The sequence below is a fragment of the Paenibacillus sp. FSL R5-0749 genome, assembly GCF_038595085.1.
Lineage (GTDB): Bacteria > Bacillota > Bacilli > Paenibacillales > Paenibacillaceae > Paenibacillus.
Genome location: NZ_CP152005.1, coordinates 5,128,764 through 5,146,604 on the forward strand (window position 1 = coordinate 5,128,764; position 17,841 = coordinate 5,146,604).

A 17,841-nucleotide genomic window follows, 5' to 3' on the forward strand; every position below is an offset into this window, starting at 1 on the left:
ATCTTTAGTCCCAATATTATTTTTCGCAATTTCACCATTTCAGTATAGTCCAATTGCACTCTTACCCCCTTTTAATATACATTCTCTTACTTGCTTGCGTAAAACATTAACCCCAATGACCTTAAACCTAAGCCTGAAAGCCTACACAAGCTTTTAAAAAAATGCAAAAAAAAAGCCTAATCTCACCAAAGAGACAAGGCTTTCTTGGAATTATTGGTTATGCAACAACTCTAATAATTGATTCATCACATTCACCATATGCTCACATAGTTCAGGAATATCTCCCATCTGGTCTTCATTCACACTACGGTCAAAGTATACATGAGCCATGACGTTGTATGTGATTGGCTCTTCATCAAAGATATAGCGGATGTTCAGGCACATCCGCTGGTCAGGCCAGCCCATCTGCAATAATGAACGAATAGCCGAGCACTGTGTCTCGGTCTCCTTCACATCCATACCAAACCGCAGTTCCAATCGGCAACCCGGATGCGCTCCAGGCTTCTCCAATATCTCTGCTGCAAGTTCCTCAAGGGAACTGCTTAATATGACTTCTCCTGTTACTTCCGGACGATCCCTGAGACAGAACTGTATTGTGAACTCTCTGGACATCACTGCCATCTCCAGCCGATCTTTACGCCCCGTAATCTGAATACGTTCATCCAGGTTATCCATATCATAGAGATAATTCTCAAACCCTACTTTCAGATTGTCATACACCGTTGGATCAAACATTGAAATATACCTACTTTCTTGCCCTTTAACATGTATTGTAGTACATTCTTTTCCTTCATGCGACTATCATAACTTCTCATCCGGGAAATATAAAAAGCCCAGTCCGGGGACTGGGCTTCGGCTAAGCATGGGGTCTGATGAGATCACCAAGCTTGGCTTATTCTTCTTCAGCTTTTTCTTCAGCTGCTGGTTCAGCGGCTTCATCAGCAGAAGCTGTTGGCTCTTCCTCAGCCGCTTGTGGCGGCATGACGGACGCAATGATTGATTCAGGAGATGTTACGAGTGTCAAACCTTTATCCAGTTTGACGTCCGCTGCAGTCAAGCGATCACCAATATCCAATCCGCTAACATCAACTTCAATGGACGTTGGCAGATCCGCAGGCAATCCTTCTACCTCCAGCTGTGTCTCCTGTGTCTGGAATACACCACCCGCTTTTGAACCGGCTGCTGTACCCTGGAAGTCGATCGATACACTTACGCTGATTGGCTTGTTCTTGGAAATCTGCAAAAAGTCTACATGCAGCAAACGTCCATTACGCTCTTGCTGATCCTTGATCAGTACAGGAATCGTTTTACCACCCTCAACATTCAGGTTGAACATTTCGGAGCGGCCTGTGCGTGCCACTTTCAGCATCTCTTTTTCATCTACATGTATTGAAGCACCTTCAAGTCCCGGGCCGTAAACGACTGCAGGAACTCGTCCGCCTTGTCTTAACAAGCGCAGTGCTGCACCTTTCTTTTCCGTTCTTGGCGTTGCTGTAAGTTGAGCCATTTTTCCGTTGGATTTCATGATTGAACATCCTCCTTCAAGGGATCACTACATTATATTTGTTGGAAAGCGTTAAAGCTTCGCTATAGACCATAATGGTCTTTTTTTCGTTGGCCGAATCGTGGGCCATATCTATATTTACCCCAATGATAGAGGATCTCAAACACGAAACAGGACAATTCTTTATTTTCGGCTAAGCTATTCTCCGTATATTCAGACCAAAAAAGCAGTCGGAATCTCTTCCAACTGCTGGTTTAGCAAGGGTTTGACGAACTACGTTCAAAGTTATAAATAAAGAAACTATGCGCTATCACGATCTTCCGTTTTTTCGCTTTCGCGAATGATCTGCATCTCGTCTGACCCGCTACGGACAATAATGTGCACGTCCCCATCTTCAGGTACAATGTCCACGTAACGGTCTCCGCACGTATCTTTGGCTTCCCATTCGTTCAATCGGATGATCAATCCCAGGTGATGCAGACCCGGAGCAACGCGGAAGCGGGCTTCTGCGGCATTACCGACTTGTTCCAACCTTACTGCTCCGTCTTCCATACCTGTGCCCCACACCCAGACATCCCAACCTTCATAATGCTGGTCATCCCGTTCATATCGAAGCGTGACGGTTCGCGAAATCTGTTTATGAATCGTCACGGCAAGAGATGCCCTTATTCCTCCAGCTTCAGCAATAATACGGGTTACTCCAGATGTTATCGCACGGACGATTCCTGCTGCACTCACCGCTGCAAATTCTGGATGAGAAGAGCTCCAGCGTATATGCGAATCCTGAAGTGGCTGACCAAATTGATCAAGGACCAAGGCACGGAAGCGACTGATGCGGGTCATGTACATGACGGGTTCGCCCACAATTTCGATTCGTTCAGCATGACGGTAATCCACTTGTAACATACAACTTGCCGTTATGTCCCCACAGTGGACTGTAATCGAAGCTTCCCCTCGTTCCAGTGCATGGATTGTTCCATCAGGCTGGATCTGAATAATATCCGGATCTGAAGAAGTCCAGGTAACCGGGGCTTTTTCTACCACATTGCCAATGCTGTCCCGTACGATTGCTCGCAGTTGCGTGGTCTCCTTCGGACTATATACCTGGCGAGGAAAACTAATCTCCACTGTTGACGGCTCAGCGCCTCCAGCACGCTCTGTGTCATACAGTACCATCAATGACCATCGTTCTATCTGCACAGTACCACGAACAGTCTCAATCCGATCTGTACCTGCCTGATGAGCATTGACTACGACATGCCAGTCCCCTTCTCCCAGGTCCACATGCTGTTCATGTTCCGTTCCGTTATAAATGACCATTATCTGATTCCAGGTGTCCTGATTCGCACCATCCTGAAGGATAAAGGCAACTACATTGCCATCCGCACGAATTACACGAAGGTGATTTCGTACCTGTTCAGCATCAATCATACGAAAAGCGGGATGTGTGCGACGCAGGTGAATAAGACCACGATAGTAGTCAAACACCGGTCTGAACCGTGATTTGTTGGCCCATGTGATGGCGTTCACCGCATCCCCGCTCCGATAACTGTTATGATCACCGGCTTTGGACCTGAGCAACTCATCCCCTGAATGCAGGAACGGAATGCCTTGAGAAGTCAGCAGAATGCCGGAAGACAGTAACGAGCGTCGAACCATCTCATCATCCAAAACATTATCTGCATCCACATACCGATAAGGATCTGCTGCTTTTACAGCGGACTCAGCACTTCCACCACCCACGGGCTGTCCGTCCTTCCATACGGGAAATCCTAATTCATGTCTTAGGTTCATGGTTGTTGCAATTTTATCCCACAGATTGAGGTTGTCGTGGGCAGTTACATAATTGACAACTTCCACAGGTGAAGATGTGAAATCATCCAGTGCCCCGGCTAATCCTCTGAGAATCTCATATTCCTGTCCTCCGGCACCCGTGACAAACCCTCTGCCACTTCCATCACTATCCCCCTTGATTGCGCTGCGAAAATGATCATTAAATACTGCAAATCCCTGACCTCGCTGGGTTCCTTTTAATGTTTTGCGGTCCAAAGGCGAATCTCCACCCGTCCAAGGTTCCCCATAGATCAGAAATGCCGGATCGATCTGTTCCCGCAATTCGCGTGTCAATTCATTCATCGTTTCCGTATCTATTAGAGCCATAAGGTCAAATCGAAATCCATCCACATGATATTCTTCTGCCCAATATCGGAGAGAATCCACAATATATTTTCGCACCATTGGACGCTCAGTCGCCAGTTCATTGCCTACACCGGAACCATCACTGAGGGTGCCATCCTCCCGATAACGGTAATAATAGCCGGGTACGATCCGTTCAAACGGTCCCTCTTCCACGCTGTACGTATGATTATAGACAACATCAAGTACAACACGAATACCTTGTCGGTGCAGAGATTGTACGAGTGATTTGAGCTCCCGAATTCGAACTGCCGGATCACGAGGGTCGGTAGCGTAGGAACCTTCGGGAACGTTATAATGTTGCGGATCATATCCCCAGTTGTATGGTGCTCGGACATTGGAACCAACGTCAGCTGTAGCGAGTTCATTCACCGTCTGATAATCCGCCACAGGCAGAAGATGTACATGAGTGACTCCCAGTTCGGCAAGATGGTCTACACCAATGCTATTGCCTGCTCTATCCGTCAGACCGGATGCTGTGAATGCCAGATATTTTCCCTTATACGGAATATCGGCATGTGGGTCTGAGGAGAAATCACGGACATGCAACTCATATAACACGGCATCGACAGGACGCAGAAAAGCAGGTTTGACATCCAGTTCCCAATCGACCGGATTGGTGGTGTCAGGATCTATAATAGCCGTTCGTTGCCCATTGGCCGTTACCGCTCTCGCGTAAGGATCAACAACGACTTCAATCCGCTGATCATTATGAGTGATACGGTACATATAATAATAACCTGCCCAATCGCCTGTAAGCTCTAAAGTCCATATTCCATCCGCATCACGTGTCAAGGAATGTTCCCTTTCACCCTTATGCTCTTGCACCTTACCTTCCTCGTTGTAATGCCCTTCATCTTCAAAAATCAATATATCAACCTGTTGTGCCGTAGGTGCCCACAATTTAAAAGTACTTGCAGCACGAGTATATGTTAAGCCAAGATCGTTGCCTTCGTAACGAAAAGAAGTCCATTCCGGCATCGTTCCCACCGCCTTTATATCCATTGTTTTCGTGTTGTCCCGATGTTACGGAGCGGGACGGGATTTGTCAACCCGGGGTTGTCTGTACTCATCATATCGGTTCAATTTGTGTATTCAATTAGCAATCGCTTTCAAAATATAGGATATGAAAACAAGTGCTATAGATTGACAGCATATGTACCTGTCCTGACAAAAAAAGTTTGAAAAATACAAGAATAAATTACAGGATGTCATCTGCTTTCCAAACAAATCTATACTTAGCTACGCATTGAACTGGCGGATGTTTTAGTATTTCCGAGTATAACAAACTCCTGTTTATGGTCGAGCCATCGCTCTTTAACTCGACAAAAAATCGCCCTTCCGATTGGAAGGACGACTCATTTTCATTTTTCACCCGATCTACAGGACAATTGAACATGTCCTTATTTAAGCACGCTCCCTTTTACTAGCACACTACATTCTCTTGCTTGGAGATTAAGGTCGATTAGGAATTGGAATACATCACCGTTATGGATAGCCCGTACACATTTACCTGTCCGTCCTGTACGGTACGTATCGTATCAACGCCGGCTTGTCCTTTCTCAACAATTACATTCCATGTCCCTGCGGGAACAGAGAGGCCTCGGTTTTCCTTTGCCGAGTTATAGATGACGACAATACGTTCCCAAGGATCGCTGGCTGCTGTACCGTTCAGTCCATACGCCAGTAGCCCATTATCTTTTTCGATTAGACGAACATGCTTCTCGATCTCTTCCCGTGTACGAAGCCGAAATACGGGATGCTCTCGCCGAAGAAGAATCAGCCCACGGTAATAGTCAAACACTGGCTTGAACAGCTGCTTTTGCTCCCAATGTATGGCGTTGACTGCGTCTCCACTCTGGTGGCTGTTGGCATCCCCATATTTGCTGCGAAGCAGCTCATCTCCAGCGGCGATCAAGGGTACACCCTGGGAGGTTAGAACAATACCGTTGGCAAGCAAACAACGCCTAACGGTCTCATTCTCCAGAATGTGTTCCGGATCAATCTGCAGGTAAGGCTCAGCCTTCTCTACAGCCTCTTCCACACTTTCGCAACCGCGAATACACCCATCCTCGTCATAGGTGAGGAAATTCAAGGTATCGTGGAGTCCTTGTGTACGTGCGACTTTGTCCCACAGGTTGAGATTATCATGCACCGTTACATAATTGATCGTCTCGGATGGACCATCCGTAAAATCCTGAACGGCTCCCCGGACGCCAATCCACAATTCGTCTTCTTTCCCGTCCGCCCCCGTCGCAAATCCCGTACCCACTCCATCGCTGTCTCCCTTGATCACGCCGCGGAAATTATCGTTAAACACAGCAAAACCCGCCCCGCGTTGCGTTCCTTTTAGGGTCATATCATCCCCAAGAGGCGAATCCAGTGCGCCCCATGGTTCACCATATAACAATATAGAAGGTGACACTTCGGTATGCAATTCCGCTGCAAGCTGTTTCATCGTAGTGGTGTCGATCAGGCCCATCAGATCAAAGCGAAAACCGTCCACATGGTACTCCTCTGCCCAGTAGCGGACCGAGTCGATGATAAACTTGCGAACCATGGCGCGTTCAGTAGCCACCTCATTACCCGTACCTGAACCATTGCTATAGGTCCCATCGGCGTTTTCACGATAGTAGTACCCTGGTACAAGTTTTTCAAAAGAGCTGCCTTCCGTATCAAACGTATGATTATACACCACATCCATAATGACACCTATTCCCTTGTTATGAAGGGCAAGCACCATGGATTTGAACTCACGAATTCGTGTCTCCGGGTCGTCTGCACGTGATGCATAGGAACCTTCCGGCACATTATAATGGAGCGGGTCATATCCCCAGTTATAGTTGGAGGCATCCGTCGTATCACCATCTACTCTGGATTCATCCACCGTCGCAAAATCAAATACGGGTAGCAAATGCACATGGGTAATCCCGAGTTCAACCAAATGATCGATCCCTAGTGTGTTGCCCTTCGAATCACGCAGATCTGTCTCGGTAAAAGCCAAGTACTTGCCTTTATTCGTTATTCCCGACGAAGGGTGAATGGAGAAATCACGGACATGCAGTTCGTACAGGACTGCATCTACAGGACTGGTCAATTCGGGGCGTATATCCTCACTCCATCCGTTCGGATGTGTCTGCTCCAGTCTGACAATTACACCCATTTCTCCATTCATGGTCACGGCTCGTGCGTAAGGATCTACAGCATTGGTCGAATGTCCATCTTCGAAAGTAGGCTTGTACATGTAACGGTAGCCGCTTAAATCGCCCTCCAGTTCCAGAAACCATGTGCCTTGTTCTTTCTTTTGCATAGGTATCGCCTGCTGTTTCCGTTGATTGGGCTCTTCCTCAGGGTTCCCTCCTGTCAAAGGCGGGTACAGAAGTAGTTCCATCTGAACGGCTAACGGTGACCAGACTTTGAAGCGACAGGCTTGTGCTTCTAAGGTGACACCTAAATCTCTTCCTCTGTATGTATCATCTGAAATCAATAGTTCCTGCTTATCCTCTTCAATCATATGTGTTGTTCCCCTCTCGTTGAGAAAATTATGAATATGGATAGAACGAGCGCTCCTTACCCTTTATACCCGTTCTGCTGCCCAACCATAATCCCAATTACACAAAAGAAGACAAACGTCATGTAGATTCACATAACGTCTGCCTTCTTAATGGATCGATAACCTCTCTCTAATGCGGTACCTGGGATTGGAAATCATTACGGCTGGATTGATCGGCGTGGTACCAAACCACGTCCCCATCTTGCATCGGCCAGCTTCTCCCCTGACTATCTACCGGGCTGTAATCGAAACCTTCCATTTGCCATTGATTCATCAACGGTGCATGAATATATTGCAGATGGGGTGCATTCGTATTGCCACTGCGCAACGTTTCGATGTTGAAGTTCACTACAATGTAACCGTCCCTCAGAAATACCTTTGACTTGTCATCCAACTGGTTTTGTCTGGCAAGGGATTCGAGATCGGTTCCTTTGGGCGCTGCATATACATCGGCTGGCAAGCTATACTCCCCATACCAGCGCTGAATCGCTGCATTCGCCCGATCCACATTAACACTGGCGGGAATATCTGTTTTTGGGCCAATAAGTGTGCGGATCTGTGAAGGGAGAATCATCCAGTTATACCGACCTACCCACGTTTTATAATGAGAGGTCTGATCCACGAAACGAACCATATGTTCGGCGAGTGACCCTTGAATACGTTCTTCCTCCGACAGTTCATAGGTATACTGGTAGCGCGCCGTATCCCCCAACTCCGTACCGGGTACATTCCGCAACCGTGAGTTCAGCACAACAAAGCGTTTCTCTAAATCCTGTGCCGATCCGATACGAATAAGTCGTTCCTGTCCCCGATGGTAGTATAAATCCACTTCTTGCCGGGTGGTGCCATCTTTGCTCACAAAAAAGAACGTTGGCGTGATTCGGATACCATCCTGTTTCCCAAACATATTACCTTTGGTCTTCAGATCAAACTTGAAATGGTAACCCGTCTTCACCGCTGCATTTCGGAAGCCTTGTACCGGATGACTGCCGGGACGAATAGGCAGGACATAAGGAGCCAAATTACCTCGGGGATCTCCGTCGATACTATTTCCACCGATCCAGTAGCTCACACCCGTTGGTTCGGGGCTGCCCATCCGCTTGCGGAACACATTCTCCCAGTTGTAGTCTGAAATATCCGTGATGTGAAAATCATACAATCGTCCGATAACCTCTACAGCAACGGTATCTGCTGCAACATGATGGGTCAGATTTGTGTTGGCATCCTGTTGTTCTGTAAAGTTTGCAGGTGCATTTTCGGCAATATTACGAAACTCTATCTGATAGTTCCCTTCATCTACCCATACAGGGAGATAAAAAGGGGTATCTAATTGATTTACCGGAATATCCACCCAAGTCATGGCCGGGATGAACTGGCTTCTGGCTTCATTATAAACATCGAATGGGAAACGAACCTGTTTGATCCGAAAATATTTTGCATAATCATGGTTTCCATAACCAGGGTAACTCCCTATATCCAAATGTTGACCTGAAGTTGGAATTCGTACAACAAATGGACGCTCTAGAATAAGTGCAGCTCTGGTCGGATCAGGCGTAGTCTTCTGGTTATGCGGCTGATCATCGGATACCCAGGCATAGTTCACAACTGGAGTATGCACTGTCACCGAGTTGATGCCCAGAATGGGGAACTTCTGATCCTGCCCACCGTTAACATTGCCAGGGAGCAAATCGTAAGAAATTTCACCAGTGGTCGGCTGGTTGGCTTTGTTCACCAATGTGTTCTTGATCGTCAGTCGGTTCTGGTATAGAACAAGATCCCCAATCATGCCCGGCTGGGGGATCGTTCCCGGTTGCCGAGCTGATTTTGCTACTGGAGCGGGGTCCATAATCGTCGCCCCATTAAAGGTTACCTTGTCGTTATTGACCGTGTTCTCTCTAACCTTCGCTTCAGCTTCAGATTGAAACAATGACGTTTCATCTGGCGTAGGCGGTTCATCGGAACCACCTGGAACCCCTTGGATGCCAAGATCAATTTCTTGACATGGCGCAGGTTTCACATGAGTGTTAACCACAGTATCCATAGCCGATTGCAAAGTCGGTGGAGTATATGCATTGGGCGTCAGGGTCACGGTGTCACCATAACCACCTAGCGCATAGTTAGATACCTTTGCCTCATTTAACTTGTATACCTCCAGATTATCGATCTGCCAATAGCTATATGTCCTTGTTACTTGCATGATTTTATCTCCAGGGACGTCAAGTTCTCTGGGCTCAGGAGGTGTTCCTGGATCCCCCTCACCACTAGAAGCTCTTCCCGGAATCGTCCAGGTTTTATGATAAACCCTTTTCACAGGAACCTTGTAAGTCACCGTTCCTGTCATGTTAACCCAACGGTGCTGAAACAGATATTCCTTGGCCAAGACATTGGCATAGAGATCTTCCGAGGTCGGAATACCACGGGTAACATCGAACTTCTCAGATCCCCGATCGTCCGCCTTCAACACACCTCGAACAGACGGGTCCATAACCGATGCTTCAATAACCGTTCCTCTACTAGGTGGGCTGATGGTCACAGGGCAAGCATTCACAGGATCTCCTCCATTATCCGTGCAGTCCTTCACCTCAAGTACCTGAGTCCCTTGTTCATCCAGTTGTTGGGCAGAATCGAGAAAATGGGCTTTAATGGTAGTGCTACCCACGATCCCTTTTGTTGTAATTTTGCCGTCTGCGCCGATCGTTGCCACAGTTGGATTCGAACTCTGCCACGTCAGTTTGGGATGAGCCGTCAGTTTATGAACAGTGCGATCCGGTTTGGTTAGAACGGCTTCTGCCTGTAGAGCTATCGTATTGGCTTTACAAGCATTCGGCAGATTCACAACGAGTCCTGGCTCCGACGTGACTGTTATGGTCGCAGTATCCGAGATCAGATATGTACCATTGTTCCAGATCGCACGCACAGTGACTGTGCCCGGACTTTCGGCTTTCAACATTCCGGTTTTCAACTCTATACTTGCAATCGACTCGTCAGAAGAAAACCATTTGATCTCCGCTTCTCTTCGTGACACGTCGATGCCCTCACCAAAGGCTGTCGCACCATAGCCCTTAGTCTTCACCAAGGCTTCCATCTGCTGGGTTTGACCTAGGGTAAGAGTTTTATCTGGAGTTACATCGATTTCTTTCTCTTCGTGAATCTTACCTTCCCAGAAGATGCTAACAGGGGTGTGGTATACCATCTTATATTTGGGTTTATTACCTGGCCTAGTCCCATAAGGTTCTCTTTCAAAGAACTCAAACCCTTTGCCAGTATATGTTCTAAGATCCGCATTTTTTTCACTTGTAACTCTTGGACTACCTATTCCTTCATAACTATTTACCTGCTGATATTTTACGCCATCAGGATCGTTCTTTAGCTTAATATCAGTTACCATTTCCTTATCAATTCCTATTCCTCTATATGGCTTCCAACTTAGTGGCGGCCATTTACTCATATCAACATTATCAGGAATTTCTGTTTTCACAGGGTATGCATCATAGTCAGTTCCTCCGTTATCCACATCTTTGTGTGTGCCTTGATATTCTGCCCTAAATTCTCCTGAATCAAGTTGATACCAGTAAACTCCCGGTGTTCCTTGAGTTGGGTTTGCATCAACTGTTACTGCTGGCCCTTTCATGGATTTGGGACCATATTGTTCTTCTAAGGCATTAGCTTTAGGAGTATCAGAAATGCAGTAATAGACTGGTATCATCATTAGTATTATTACTAAGACTCTAAATAAATTTCTTAAGCCATCTAATAGATAACGTTTAATATTAAATTTAAACACCACCAAAAGTTCTATTGATAGATTTGAACTTCTTTACCAGCATCATTCTTCAACATATATCCGCCTTTCACAGGATCCAGAGTATGTGATGACCAAAACTTGGTAGGCACTCCTTGCTTCAACATTGCATTCGAATCGTCTGGTAAAGTAATAAACCCTTTTTCTTTCAAATAGCTCACATTAAATAATCGTTGAATTGGAATAGCTATATTATCATTCGCTCTAGCAATAGTTAAAAGATTTGACTTATCAAATTTAGAAGTAAACGTTATCTCGGCGTAGGTAGAGAAGCGACCTCCTTGTGCCCTAGTCAAGTTCTTTGGATCTATAAATAGCGAGGCGTACAGTCCCAAGGGCTTAGTCCCTCGAGTATCCACTACGATAAATCTATGGTACCTTACGACCCCCACATTATTTTTCAAGGTGTAATCTGTGTTAACTATATCTCCGAAGTTACCCTTGATATATTTGTAATTTGTTACTGTCGTTAAATTCGTACCCGTCGTGCCGACCTCTCTCATTTCATTCAGGTCACTATACTTCCCTGCATCCGTTCCCTCTACGTCCATATAACGCAGCAAAATGGCCGATACTTCTGCACGTGTGGTGGAATCCGCGGGTTTTAATGTGCCATCCTGAAAGCCACCGACAATGCCTGTCCCGCGAACAAGGGCAAGATACGGAATCTGCTCGGCACGAATTTTGCCACGGTTCACTTCCGGTGTGGGAAGCAGCGTGTTTTTCGTATCGTTAAAAGCATCTTGGAAGCTGCTGCCGGACTTGATCAATCCATTGGCAATCCATTTCATCAGCTCGTAACGAGTTAGCTCCGCATTCGGATTGAAGCCTTTGGGATAATCGCCAACGTTAATGAATCCTTGTCCGACAAGCTGGCTAACCGCCGCTTCAGACCAATGTCCCTTGAGATCAGAGAACGGGTTCTGCCCTTTGACCTTCTCTAATCCAGTCGCGCGGGCGAGTATTGTCGCATATTCCCCGCGCGTGATTTTGCCATTGGGACGAAACGTTCCGTCTTGATAACCAGAGATCAGATTTTTTTCATAAGCTTTGGCAATAGTGGCTTGAGCCCAATGCCCCTTGATATCCTTGAACTTGCTAAGGGCAGTATCACTTGTTACCGACGCCGCATTCGCTATTGACGTCAAATGTACGGGGCCAATCGGTAATAGTGTTGCTGCCAATACAGCTGTCGTTAACAACCCGACGATCCAACCGTTCCTTTTTTTCTTCTCGTGTCCTTCAATCTGCTTCTTCAATCTACTCACGCTCCTATGTACCTTAGTATGGGGATGCTTTACTTGGTCAACCTAGTCACTTCTCTTCATAACCAAAACCTAAATTTGCCATAATAATCAATATTCTACCATGTTGTACTAGGCTATTGGTATTATTTTTCGTCCATCCCCATCACTTCAAGGCTTGCAACGCTCCTTCCATAGACCCACTTGATTCGCTTAAAACAAAAAAAGGCCATGAATCCGCAGATTCATAGCCTTATGCTTTAAGGGTGTGGTCTTTCTTATGCTATTGGAAAAATAAACTCACTCATAGAATAAACCATATCATTCCATTTGATCAACCTTTTTTTATTTCACACAGCTTTATTTTCCGTTCAATTCCTTATAGGATGCTTCCAATTCCGTGATCAATTGATCACCACCGGCTTTTCTCCAGCTTGCAATTTCCTGCTCCCAACCTGCATCATCGATTTTACCCATAATGTACTTGGTCTGCGCATCCCAGATCATCTGATCCAGCTCCTGACCACGCTCGGTATAGATCGCCGAAGACAAGGTGAGTGCCGGATTGGCAATAGCGTACTGCTCATTCTCACGCGCCATCTTTGTACCTTTCATACCAATCGGAACATCGACCAGTTCAGCCACGTTATAACCTTCAATGCTTAACAAATTATCCCGATATGGCTTCACTTCACGCTGATAAGCATCGAAATCCTTGAGTTCGGTTTTTCCATCCGCAGTCTTGGTATAGTGCACATCGAGTAATCCACGGAGCTGCAACGTGCTCAGTTCCTCATCCATCAACTGATCCAGGAACGTAAGGACCTTCTTCAGTTGCTCCTCATCTGTAACGGATGCTTTCGGAATGACAAGCATTCCGTAGTTTCCAGGCTCTCCGGCGATGCGAATACCATCGGGTCCCTGGAACGGAGCTACATCAATCTCTCCATCCGGAGCATTTGGCGTAAGCCGTTGCTGAGAAGATTTTCCGTTCTGAGCCACACCGTTCAGCTTCATGCCAACGAGGCCCGAATCCATTTTTTTGTCTGCATCCGAAGGATCAAGGGCAGGGAAGTCACTGTTAATCAGTCCCTCGCTGAATAATCGCTTGAAGAGTTTCATCGTATCCACATATTCCGGAGTCAAGAACTCCGGGGTCAGTTTCCCAGCATCATCCACACCCCATTTGTTGACACCGCCAATACTTACAGCAATACGCGTCAGTGGCGAAGAGACTCCCTCGTTATATTTCTTAAATAACAGTGCACCGTACGTATCTTCCTTACCATTCCCGTCTGGATCATCCTTACGAATAGAGCGCATCACTTCATACCAGTCATCCAGCGTTTTGGGTATATCCAGCTTCAATGTATCGAACCAGTCCTTGCGATATACGATCGCAGTCCGTCCAATATCCCGGAAGTTCGGAATACCGTAGATCTTGCCTTCAATTTTGATATTGTTAAAATAAGCCTCGGATTGGGCAGACAGGTTCTTATAATCCTTCAAGTAAGGCCCCAGTTCCCAGAACAGTCCCGTTTTGGCGGCATTAAACGTTGTAGGTACATAATTCACACGCATAATGGTCGGCATCTCGCCCGATGCAACCATAACGTTCACTTTATCATCAAAAGCAGACTGCGGAATCCACTGTACATTGACATCCGTATTGGTATATACCTCAATCTTCTGTTCAATCCCATTCTCCTTGGCCGGTATATCACCTACCTGCATTAAAGAGATGGAAATGGGAAGTTTACCTTCCCCTGCAGCAGGCGCTTTTTCTCCCCCGCAACCTGCAAGCAATCCAGCGGACATTGCACCAATTACAACGATTCCGCCTAAACGGGACATTGGACCTTTTGGACTCATGAACCATCTCTCCTTTTGGTTAGCCAATTTGTTCAGCAAACTTGCCTCATTGTATGCGCTATCATAAATAATTTAGAGAGAAGAACCAGCATTACGCCAGTTCAATCTCCACCCCTGCCAAAATGAACGGAGCAACCGATTTCGGATCATTGATCCGAATGGACTCGGTCACATAATACTCATAGGACCCGTCACGATATGGGCTTCCTCCAAGACCGGCTCCGCCATTACACTGCGTCAAGGACAGTACGCCTTCACGATCCGTTTGCAGCAGATGCTGCAGCAGACCCTGATACCCTTTTTCCGCAACCGCTTTGAACTTGCCGCTCAGATATCCTTTACGCACACCCTTGGCCAATGCATAGACAAACATTGAGGTGCCTGAAGCCTCCAGATAGTTCCGCTCTCTTCCCGGCTGATCCAGCAGATGTGGCCATAGTCCGGTCTGTTGATCCTGAACATGTACTAATGCGTTTGCTACCCGTTCGAAGATGCCCACGATCTGCCCTCGCTGCGGATGATCTACCGGCAGATGATCCAGTGTATCCACAACCGCCATCACATACCAGCCCATCGCCCGGCTCCAGACATGTGGAGAACATCCCGTCTCCCCCGAACTCCAACGCTGCTCTTTGCTCTCATCCCAGGCATGGTACAAAAGACCACTACGCGGATCACGTGTACGTTGCTCCACCAGCAAGAGCTGCAGAGCCGCCTTGTCGAACCACTTCTCTTCACCCGTTACCGCGCCATACTGGGTGAGATATGGAGTAGCCATATACAAACCATCCAGCCACATCTGGAAAGGGTAAATCTTTTTGTGCCAGAATCCGCCTTCACTCGTATGTGGCTGTCCCTTGAGCTGAGTCATAAGCAAATCCGCAGCTTTGCGGTACTTTTCTTCACCCGTTTTCTCATGCAGCAGGAACAGTGATTTTCCCTGATTGATCTGATCCAGGTTATATTCCTCAACCGTATAGGAACGAATCGAGCCATCTTCCTGAACAAAATGATCCATTAGCTCAAGGATGTAGTCAAAATACTTTTGCTCCCCGGTGTGCGTGTACAGCTCCTCGAGTGCTTTCAGAAAGCAGCCATTCTCATAATGCCAAGTGGAGTACAGCTCATGGTTGCGATAACTTTCCATGAATTGCTGTGCCATGCGCACCGATGTGAGTTGCAATGTTTCCTTCATGATCAAGCCTCCGCTTCCGGCTCTTTATTGAGCCTGTTTTTTATAATCTTCGGCATATTCCTCACGAATCTTGTTTCCACCCGCATTGCCCCAATTCTCAATTTCCTTTTCCCAGCCACTTTGATCGATCTTGCCCATGATATATTTGGTTTGTGCATCTGCAATCACCTGATCCAGATCCGCCCCGCGGTCACCATATGTTGGGGAATATAACGTTAGCGCAGGGTTTGGCACAGCGTGCTCCGCCAGTTCCTTGGCAAGTGCTGTACCTTTTTCACCCAGTTCCGTATCCTTCAACTTTGGTACGTTATACCCTTCCACATAAGGAAGGTTGTCACGGTAAGGCTTCACTTCACGCTGGAATGCATCGAAGTCACTCATCTCCACCTGATCTTCGCCCACTTTGGTGTAATGTTTATCTTCCATGCCACGCATCAACAGGGTAGCCATCTCAGGGTCCATCAGTTTATCCAGAAAGGAGAGCAGGTTCTTGAGTTCTTCTTCCGATTTCACCGTCGATTTAGGGAATGCCAGAATGCCCGAGTTACCCGTCTGTCCTGCAACACGATCTCCATTGGGTCCGAGCAAACCAGCGATGTCTACCACACCATCCGGATTGTTTTTGGACAGACGCTCTTGCTGACTTTTTCCATTCTGAGCAACACCTACACGGATACCCACAACGCCAGAATCATACTTTTTCTCCGCTTCCGTAGAATCGAATACGGCAAAGTCCTGGTTCAGCAGTTTCTCATCATACAACCGTTTCAGCAGATCCAGCACCTGCATATATTCCGGCGTCATGAATTCAGGCGTGAAGCTGCCATCCTCCTCAACTTTCCACTTGTTAGGTGCACCAAAACTTACGCCCAGGCGCGTCGTGAACGAATATTGGTCCTCATTATATTTTTTGAAAAGCATCAACCCAAACGTATTATCCTGACCATCTCCATCAGGATCGGAGGTTGCCAGTGTTTTAATCGTTTCATACCATTCATCCGGTGTGGTTGGCACCTTAAGATTCAGCTTCTCGAACCAGTCCTTGCGATAAATCACCGTGGCCCGCGCGATATCCGAGAAAACTGGAACTCCGTAGATTTTGCCCTCTACCTTGATGTTGTCAAAAAAACGCTCGTTCTGAGCAGACAGATTTTTGTAGTCTTTCAGCAAAGGCCCCACTTCCCAGAACACATCATTACGCATAGCGCTGGTCACGGTCGGATTATACTGCACCTTCACAATTTTTGGCATATCGCTTGAAGCGATCATCACGTTAATTTTGTCATTATAGGCCGAAGCCGGTATCCACTGGATATCCAGCTTGGTATTGGTATACTCTTCAATCTTTTGCTGAACTTCATTGCCTTTGCTTGGCACATCACCCACCTGTGCAATGGCTATGGATACATTTTGTACGCCGCCCTCGGCAGCCTGACCCTCGTCTGATCCGCATCCTGCCAGCAACCCTGTCACCAGTGCCAGTGTGCTCAAGACAGCTACGGCTTTCTTTTTTGTTGCTTTCATAACATGAAAACCTCCCTTTTTTATGCAGTTAAATTGTCATCTTGAACTGAATTTGAAGCATGTGAAGACTCAACCTTTCACCGAACCAAGCATTACTCCTTTTGCAAAGTGCTTTTGCAGGAATGGGTACACCAGCATAATCGGGATCGTGGAGAATACGATAACCGCCATGCGAATGGTAAGCGGCTGGATCTCGGTCTCTTCGATACTCGTGTCTCCGATTCGGCTCTGTGCCAGAATGACAATCTCACGCAGCCAGACTTGGACAGGCCATTTCTCACTATCGTTGATATAGATTACAGCGCTGAAGAAACTGTTCCAGTGGGCCACTGCATAAAAAAGTGAAAATGTCGCCATGGCTGGCATGGACAACGGCAGTACAATCCGGAACAATACGCCGACATCGTTACATCCATCAATTTTGGCTGCATCCTCCAGTTCATCGGGAATAGCCTGGAAGAAGTTTTTCAGTACAATCAAGTTAAACGCACTAATAGCGGTAGGCAGCATCAGCGACCATAACGTATCCGTCAGGTGCAAAGATTTCACGACAAAGTACGTTGGAATCATCCCGCCGCTGAAGAGCATCGTGAACAATACACCCAGCAAAATGGGCTGGCGTCCACGCAAATATCTTCTGGAGAGCGGATACGCCATAAGTGACGTAAACAACAGGTTAATAAAGGTACCAATCACCGTAATGTAGACCGATACACCCAGACTGCGAATCAAGGTATCCGTTGAGAAAATGTAGCGGTATGCAGCCAGAGAGAACTCTTTTGGAAAAAGAATAAATCCTCCCTTGGCCACTTCATGTGGACTGGTAAACGATACGGCCAAAATATAAATGAACGGTATGACCGTCACGATACCAATCAACAGCAGCAAGCCGTGATTGAGAAAATCAAAGATCCGGTTGCCCCACGTTTTATCCTGTTGCATCTTCATGTT

Annotated in this window: 10 protein-coding genes; all 10 read right to left on the bottom strand. The window is 46.8% G+C overall.

Translation table 11 applies throughout. From position 1 onward, the window contains the following. Positions 1 to 210: 210 nt before the first annotated feature. On the bottom strand, positions 211 to 735 hold the full coding sequence (locus tag MKY85_RS22930) for a hypothetical protein (protein WP_339236866.1): 525 nt from the start codon (positions 733 to 735) through the stop codon (positions 211 to 213). Positions 736 to 892: 157 nt separating this feature from the next. Next, entirely contained in the window at positions 893 to 1,525 is a 633-nt protein-coding gene (locus tag MKY85_RS22935) for a 50S ribosomal protein L25 (protein ID WP_339236868.1), read from the bottom strand. Positions 1,526 to 1,804: 279 nt separating this feature from the next. After that, entirely contained in the window at positions 1,805 to 4,681 is a 2,877-nt protein-coding gene (gene pulA, locus MKY85_RS22940) for a type I pullulanase (RefSeq protein ID WP_342570847.1), read from the bottom strand. A gap of 484 nt (positions 4,682 to 5,165) precedes the next feature. Continuing rightward, on the bottom strand, positions 5,166 to 7,214 hold the full coding sequence (gene pulA, locus MKY85_RS22945) for a type I pullulanase (RefSeq protein ID WP_342570848.1): 2,049 nt from the start codon (positions 7,212 to 7,214) through the stop codon (positions 5,166 to 5,168). A gap of 169 nt (positions 7,215 to 7,383) precedes the next feature. Continuing rightward, positions 7,384 to 10,962 (bottom strand): DUF5704 domain-containing protein, encoded by a 3,579-nt coding sequence (locus tag MKY85_RS22950; protein ID WP_342570849.1) that lies wholly within the window; start codon positions 10,960 to 10,962, stop codon positions 7,384 to 7,386. 86 nt (positions 10,963 to 11,048) lie between these two features. Next, positions 11,049 to 12,314 (bottom strand): S-layer homology domain-containing protein, encoded by a 1,266-nt coding sequence (locus MKY85_RS22955; RefSeq protein WP_342570850.1) that lies wholly within the window; start codon positions 12,312 to 12,314, stop codon positions 11,049 to 11,051. Between the two features lie 345 nt (positions 12,315 to 12,659). After that, entirely contained in the window at positions 12,660 to 14,171 is a 1,512-nt protein-coding gene (locus MKY85_RS22960; RefSeq protein ID WP_342570851.1) for an extracellular solute-binding protein, read from the bottom strand. A 91-nt stretch (positions 14,172 to 14,262) separates the two neighbouring features. Continuing rightward, complete coding sequence (locus MKY85_RS22965; RefSeq protein ID WP_342570852.1) at positions 14,263 to 15,366, bottom strand: glycoside hydrolase family 88 protein; 1,104 nt, start codon at positions 15,364 to 15,366, stop codon at positions 14,263 to 14,265. Between the two features lie 24 nt (positions 15,367 to 15,390). Beyond that, complete coding sequence (locus tag MKY85_RS22970; RefSeq protein ID WP_342570853.1) at positions 15,391 to 16,890, bottom strand: extracellular solute-binding protein; 1,500 nt, start codon at positions 16,888 to 16,890, stop codon at positions 15,391 to 15,393. Between the two features lie 69 nt (positions 16,891 to 16,959). Continuing rightward, positions 16,960 to 17,832, bottom strand: a complete 873-nt coding sequence (locus MKY85_RS22975; protein ID WP_124115652.1) for a carbohydrate ABC transporter permease — start codon at positions 17,830 to 17,832, stop codon at positions 16,960 to 16,962. Between the last annotated feature and the right edge of the window lie 9 nt (positions 17,833 to 17,841).

Bases quoted from the DNA above. Each gene is read 5' to 3' on its own strand.
- MKY85_RS22950 (WP_342570849.1), bottom strand. From the start codon at position 10,962: ATGATGATACCAGTCTATTACTGCATTTCTGATACTCCTAAAGCTAAT.
- pulA (WP_342570848.1), bottom strand. From the start codon at position 7,214: ATGATTGAAGAGGATAAGCAGGAACTATTGATTTCAGATGATACATAC.
- MKY85_RS22930 (WP_339236866.1), bottom strand. From the start codon at position 735: ATGTTTGATCCAACGGTGTATGACAATCTGAAAGTAGGGTTTGAGAAT.
- MKY85_RS22935 (WP_339236868.1), bottom strand. From the start codon at position 1,525: ATGAAATCCAACGGAAAAATGGCTCAACTTACAGCAACGCCAAGAACG.
- pulA (WP_342570847.1), bottom strand. From the start codon at position 4,681: ATGCCGGAATGGACTTCTTTTCGTTACGAAGGCAACGATCTTGGCTTA.
- MKY85_RS22970 (WP_342570853.1), bottom strand. From the start codon at position 16,890: ATGAAAGCAACAAAAAAGAAAGCCGTAGCTGTCTTGAGCACACTGGCA.
- MKY85_RS22965 (WP_342570852.1), bottom strand. From the start codon at position 15,366: ATGAAGGAAACATTGCAACTCACATCGGTGCGCATGGCACAGCAATTC.
- MKY85_RS22975 (WP_124115652.1), bottom strand. From the start codon at position 17,832: ATGCAACAGGATAAAACGTGGGGCAACCGGATCTTTGATTTTCTCAAT.
- MKY85_RS22960 (WP_342570851.1), bottom strand. From the start codon at position 14,171: ATGAGTCCAAAAGGTCCAATGTCCCGTTTAGGCGGAATCGTTGTAATT.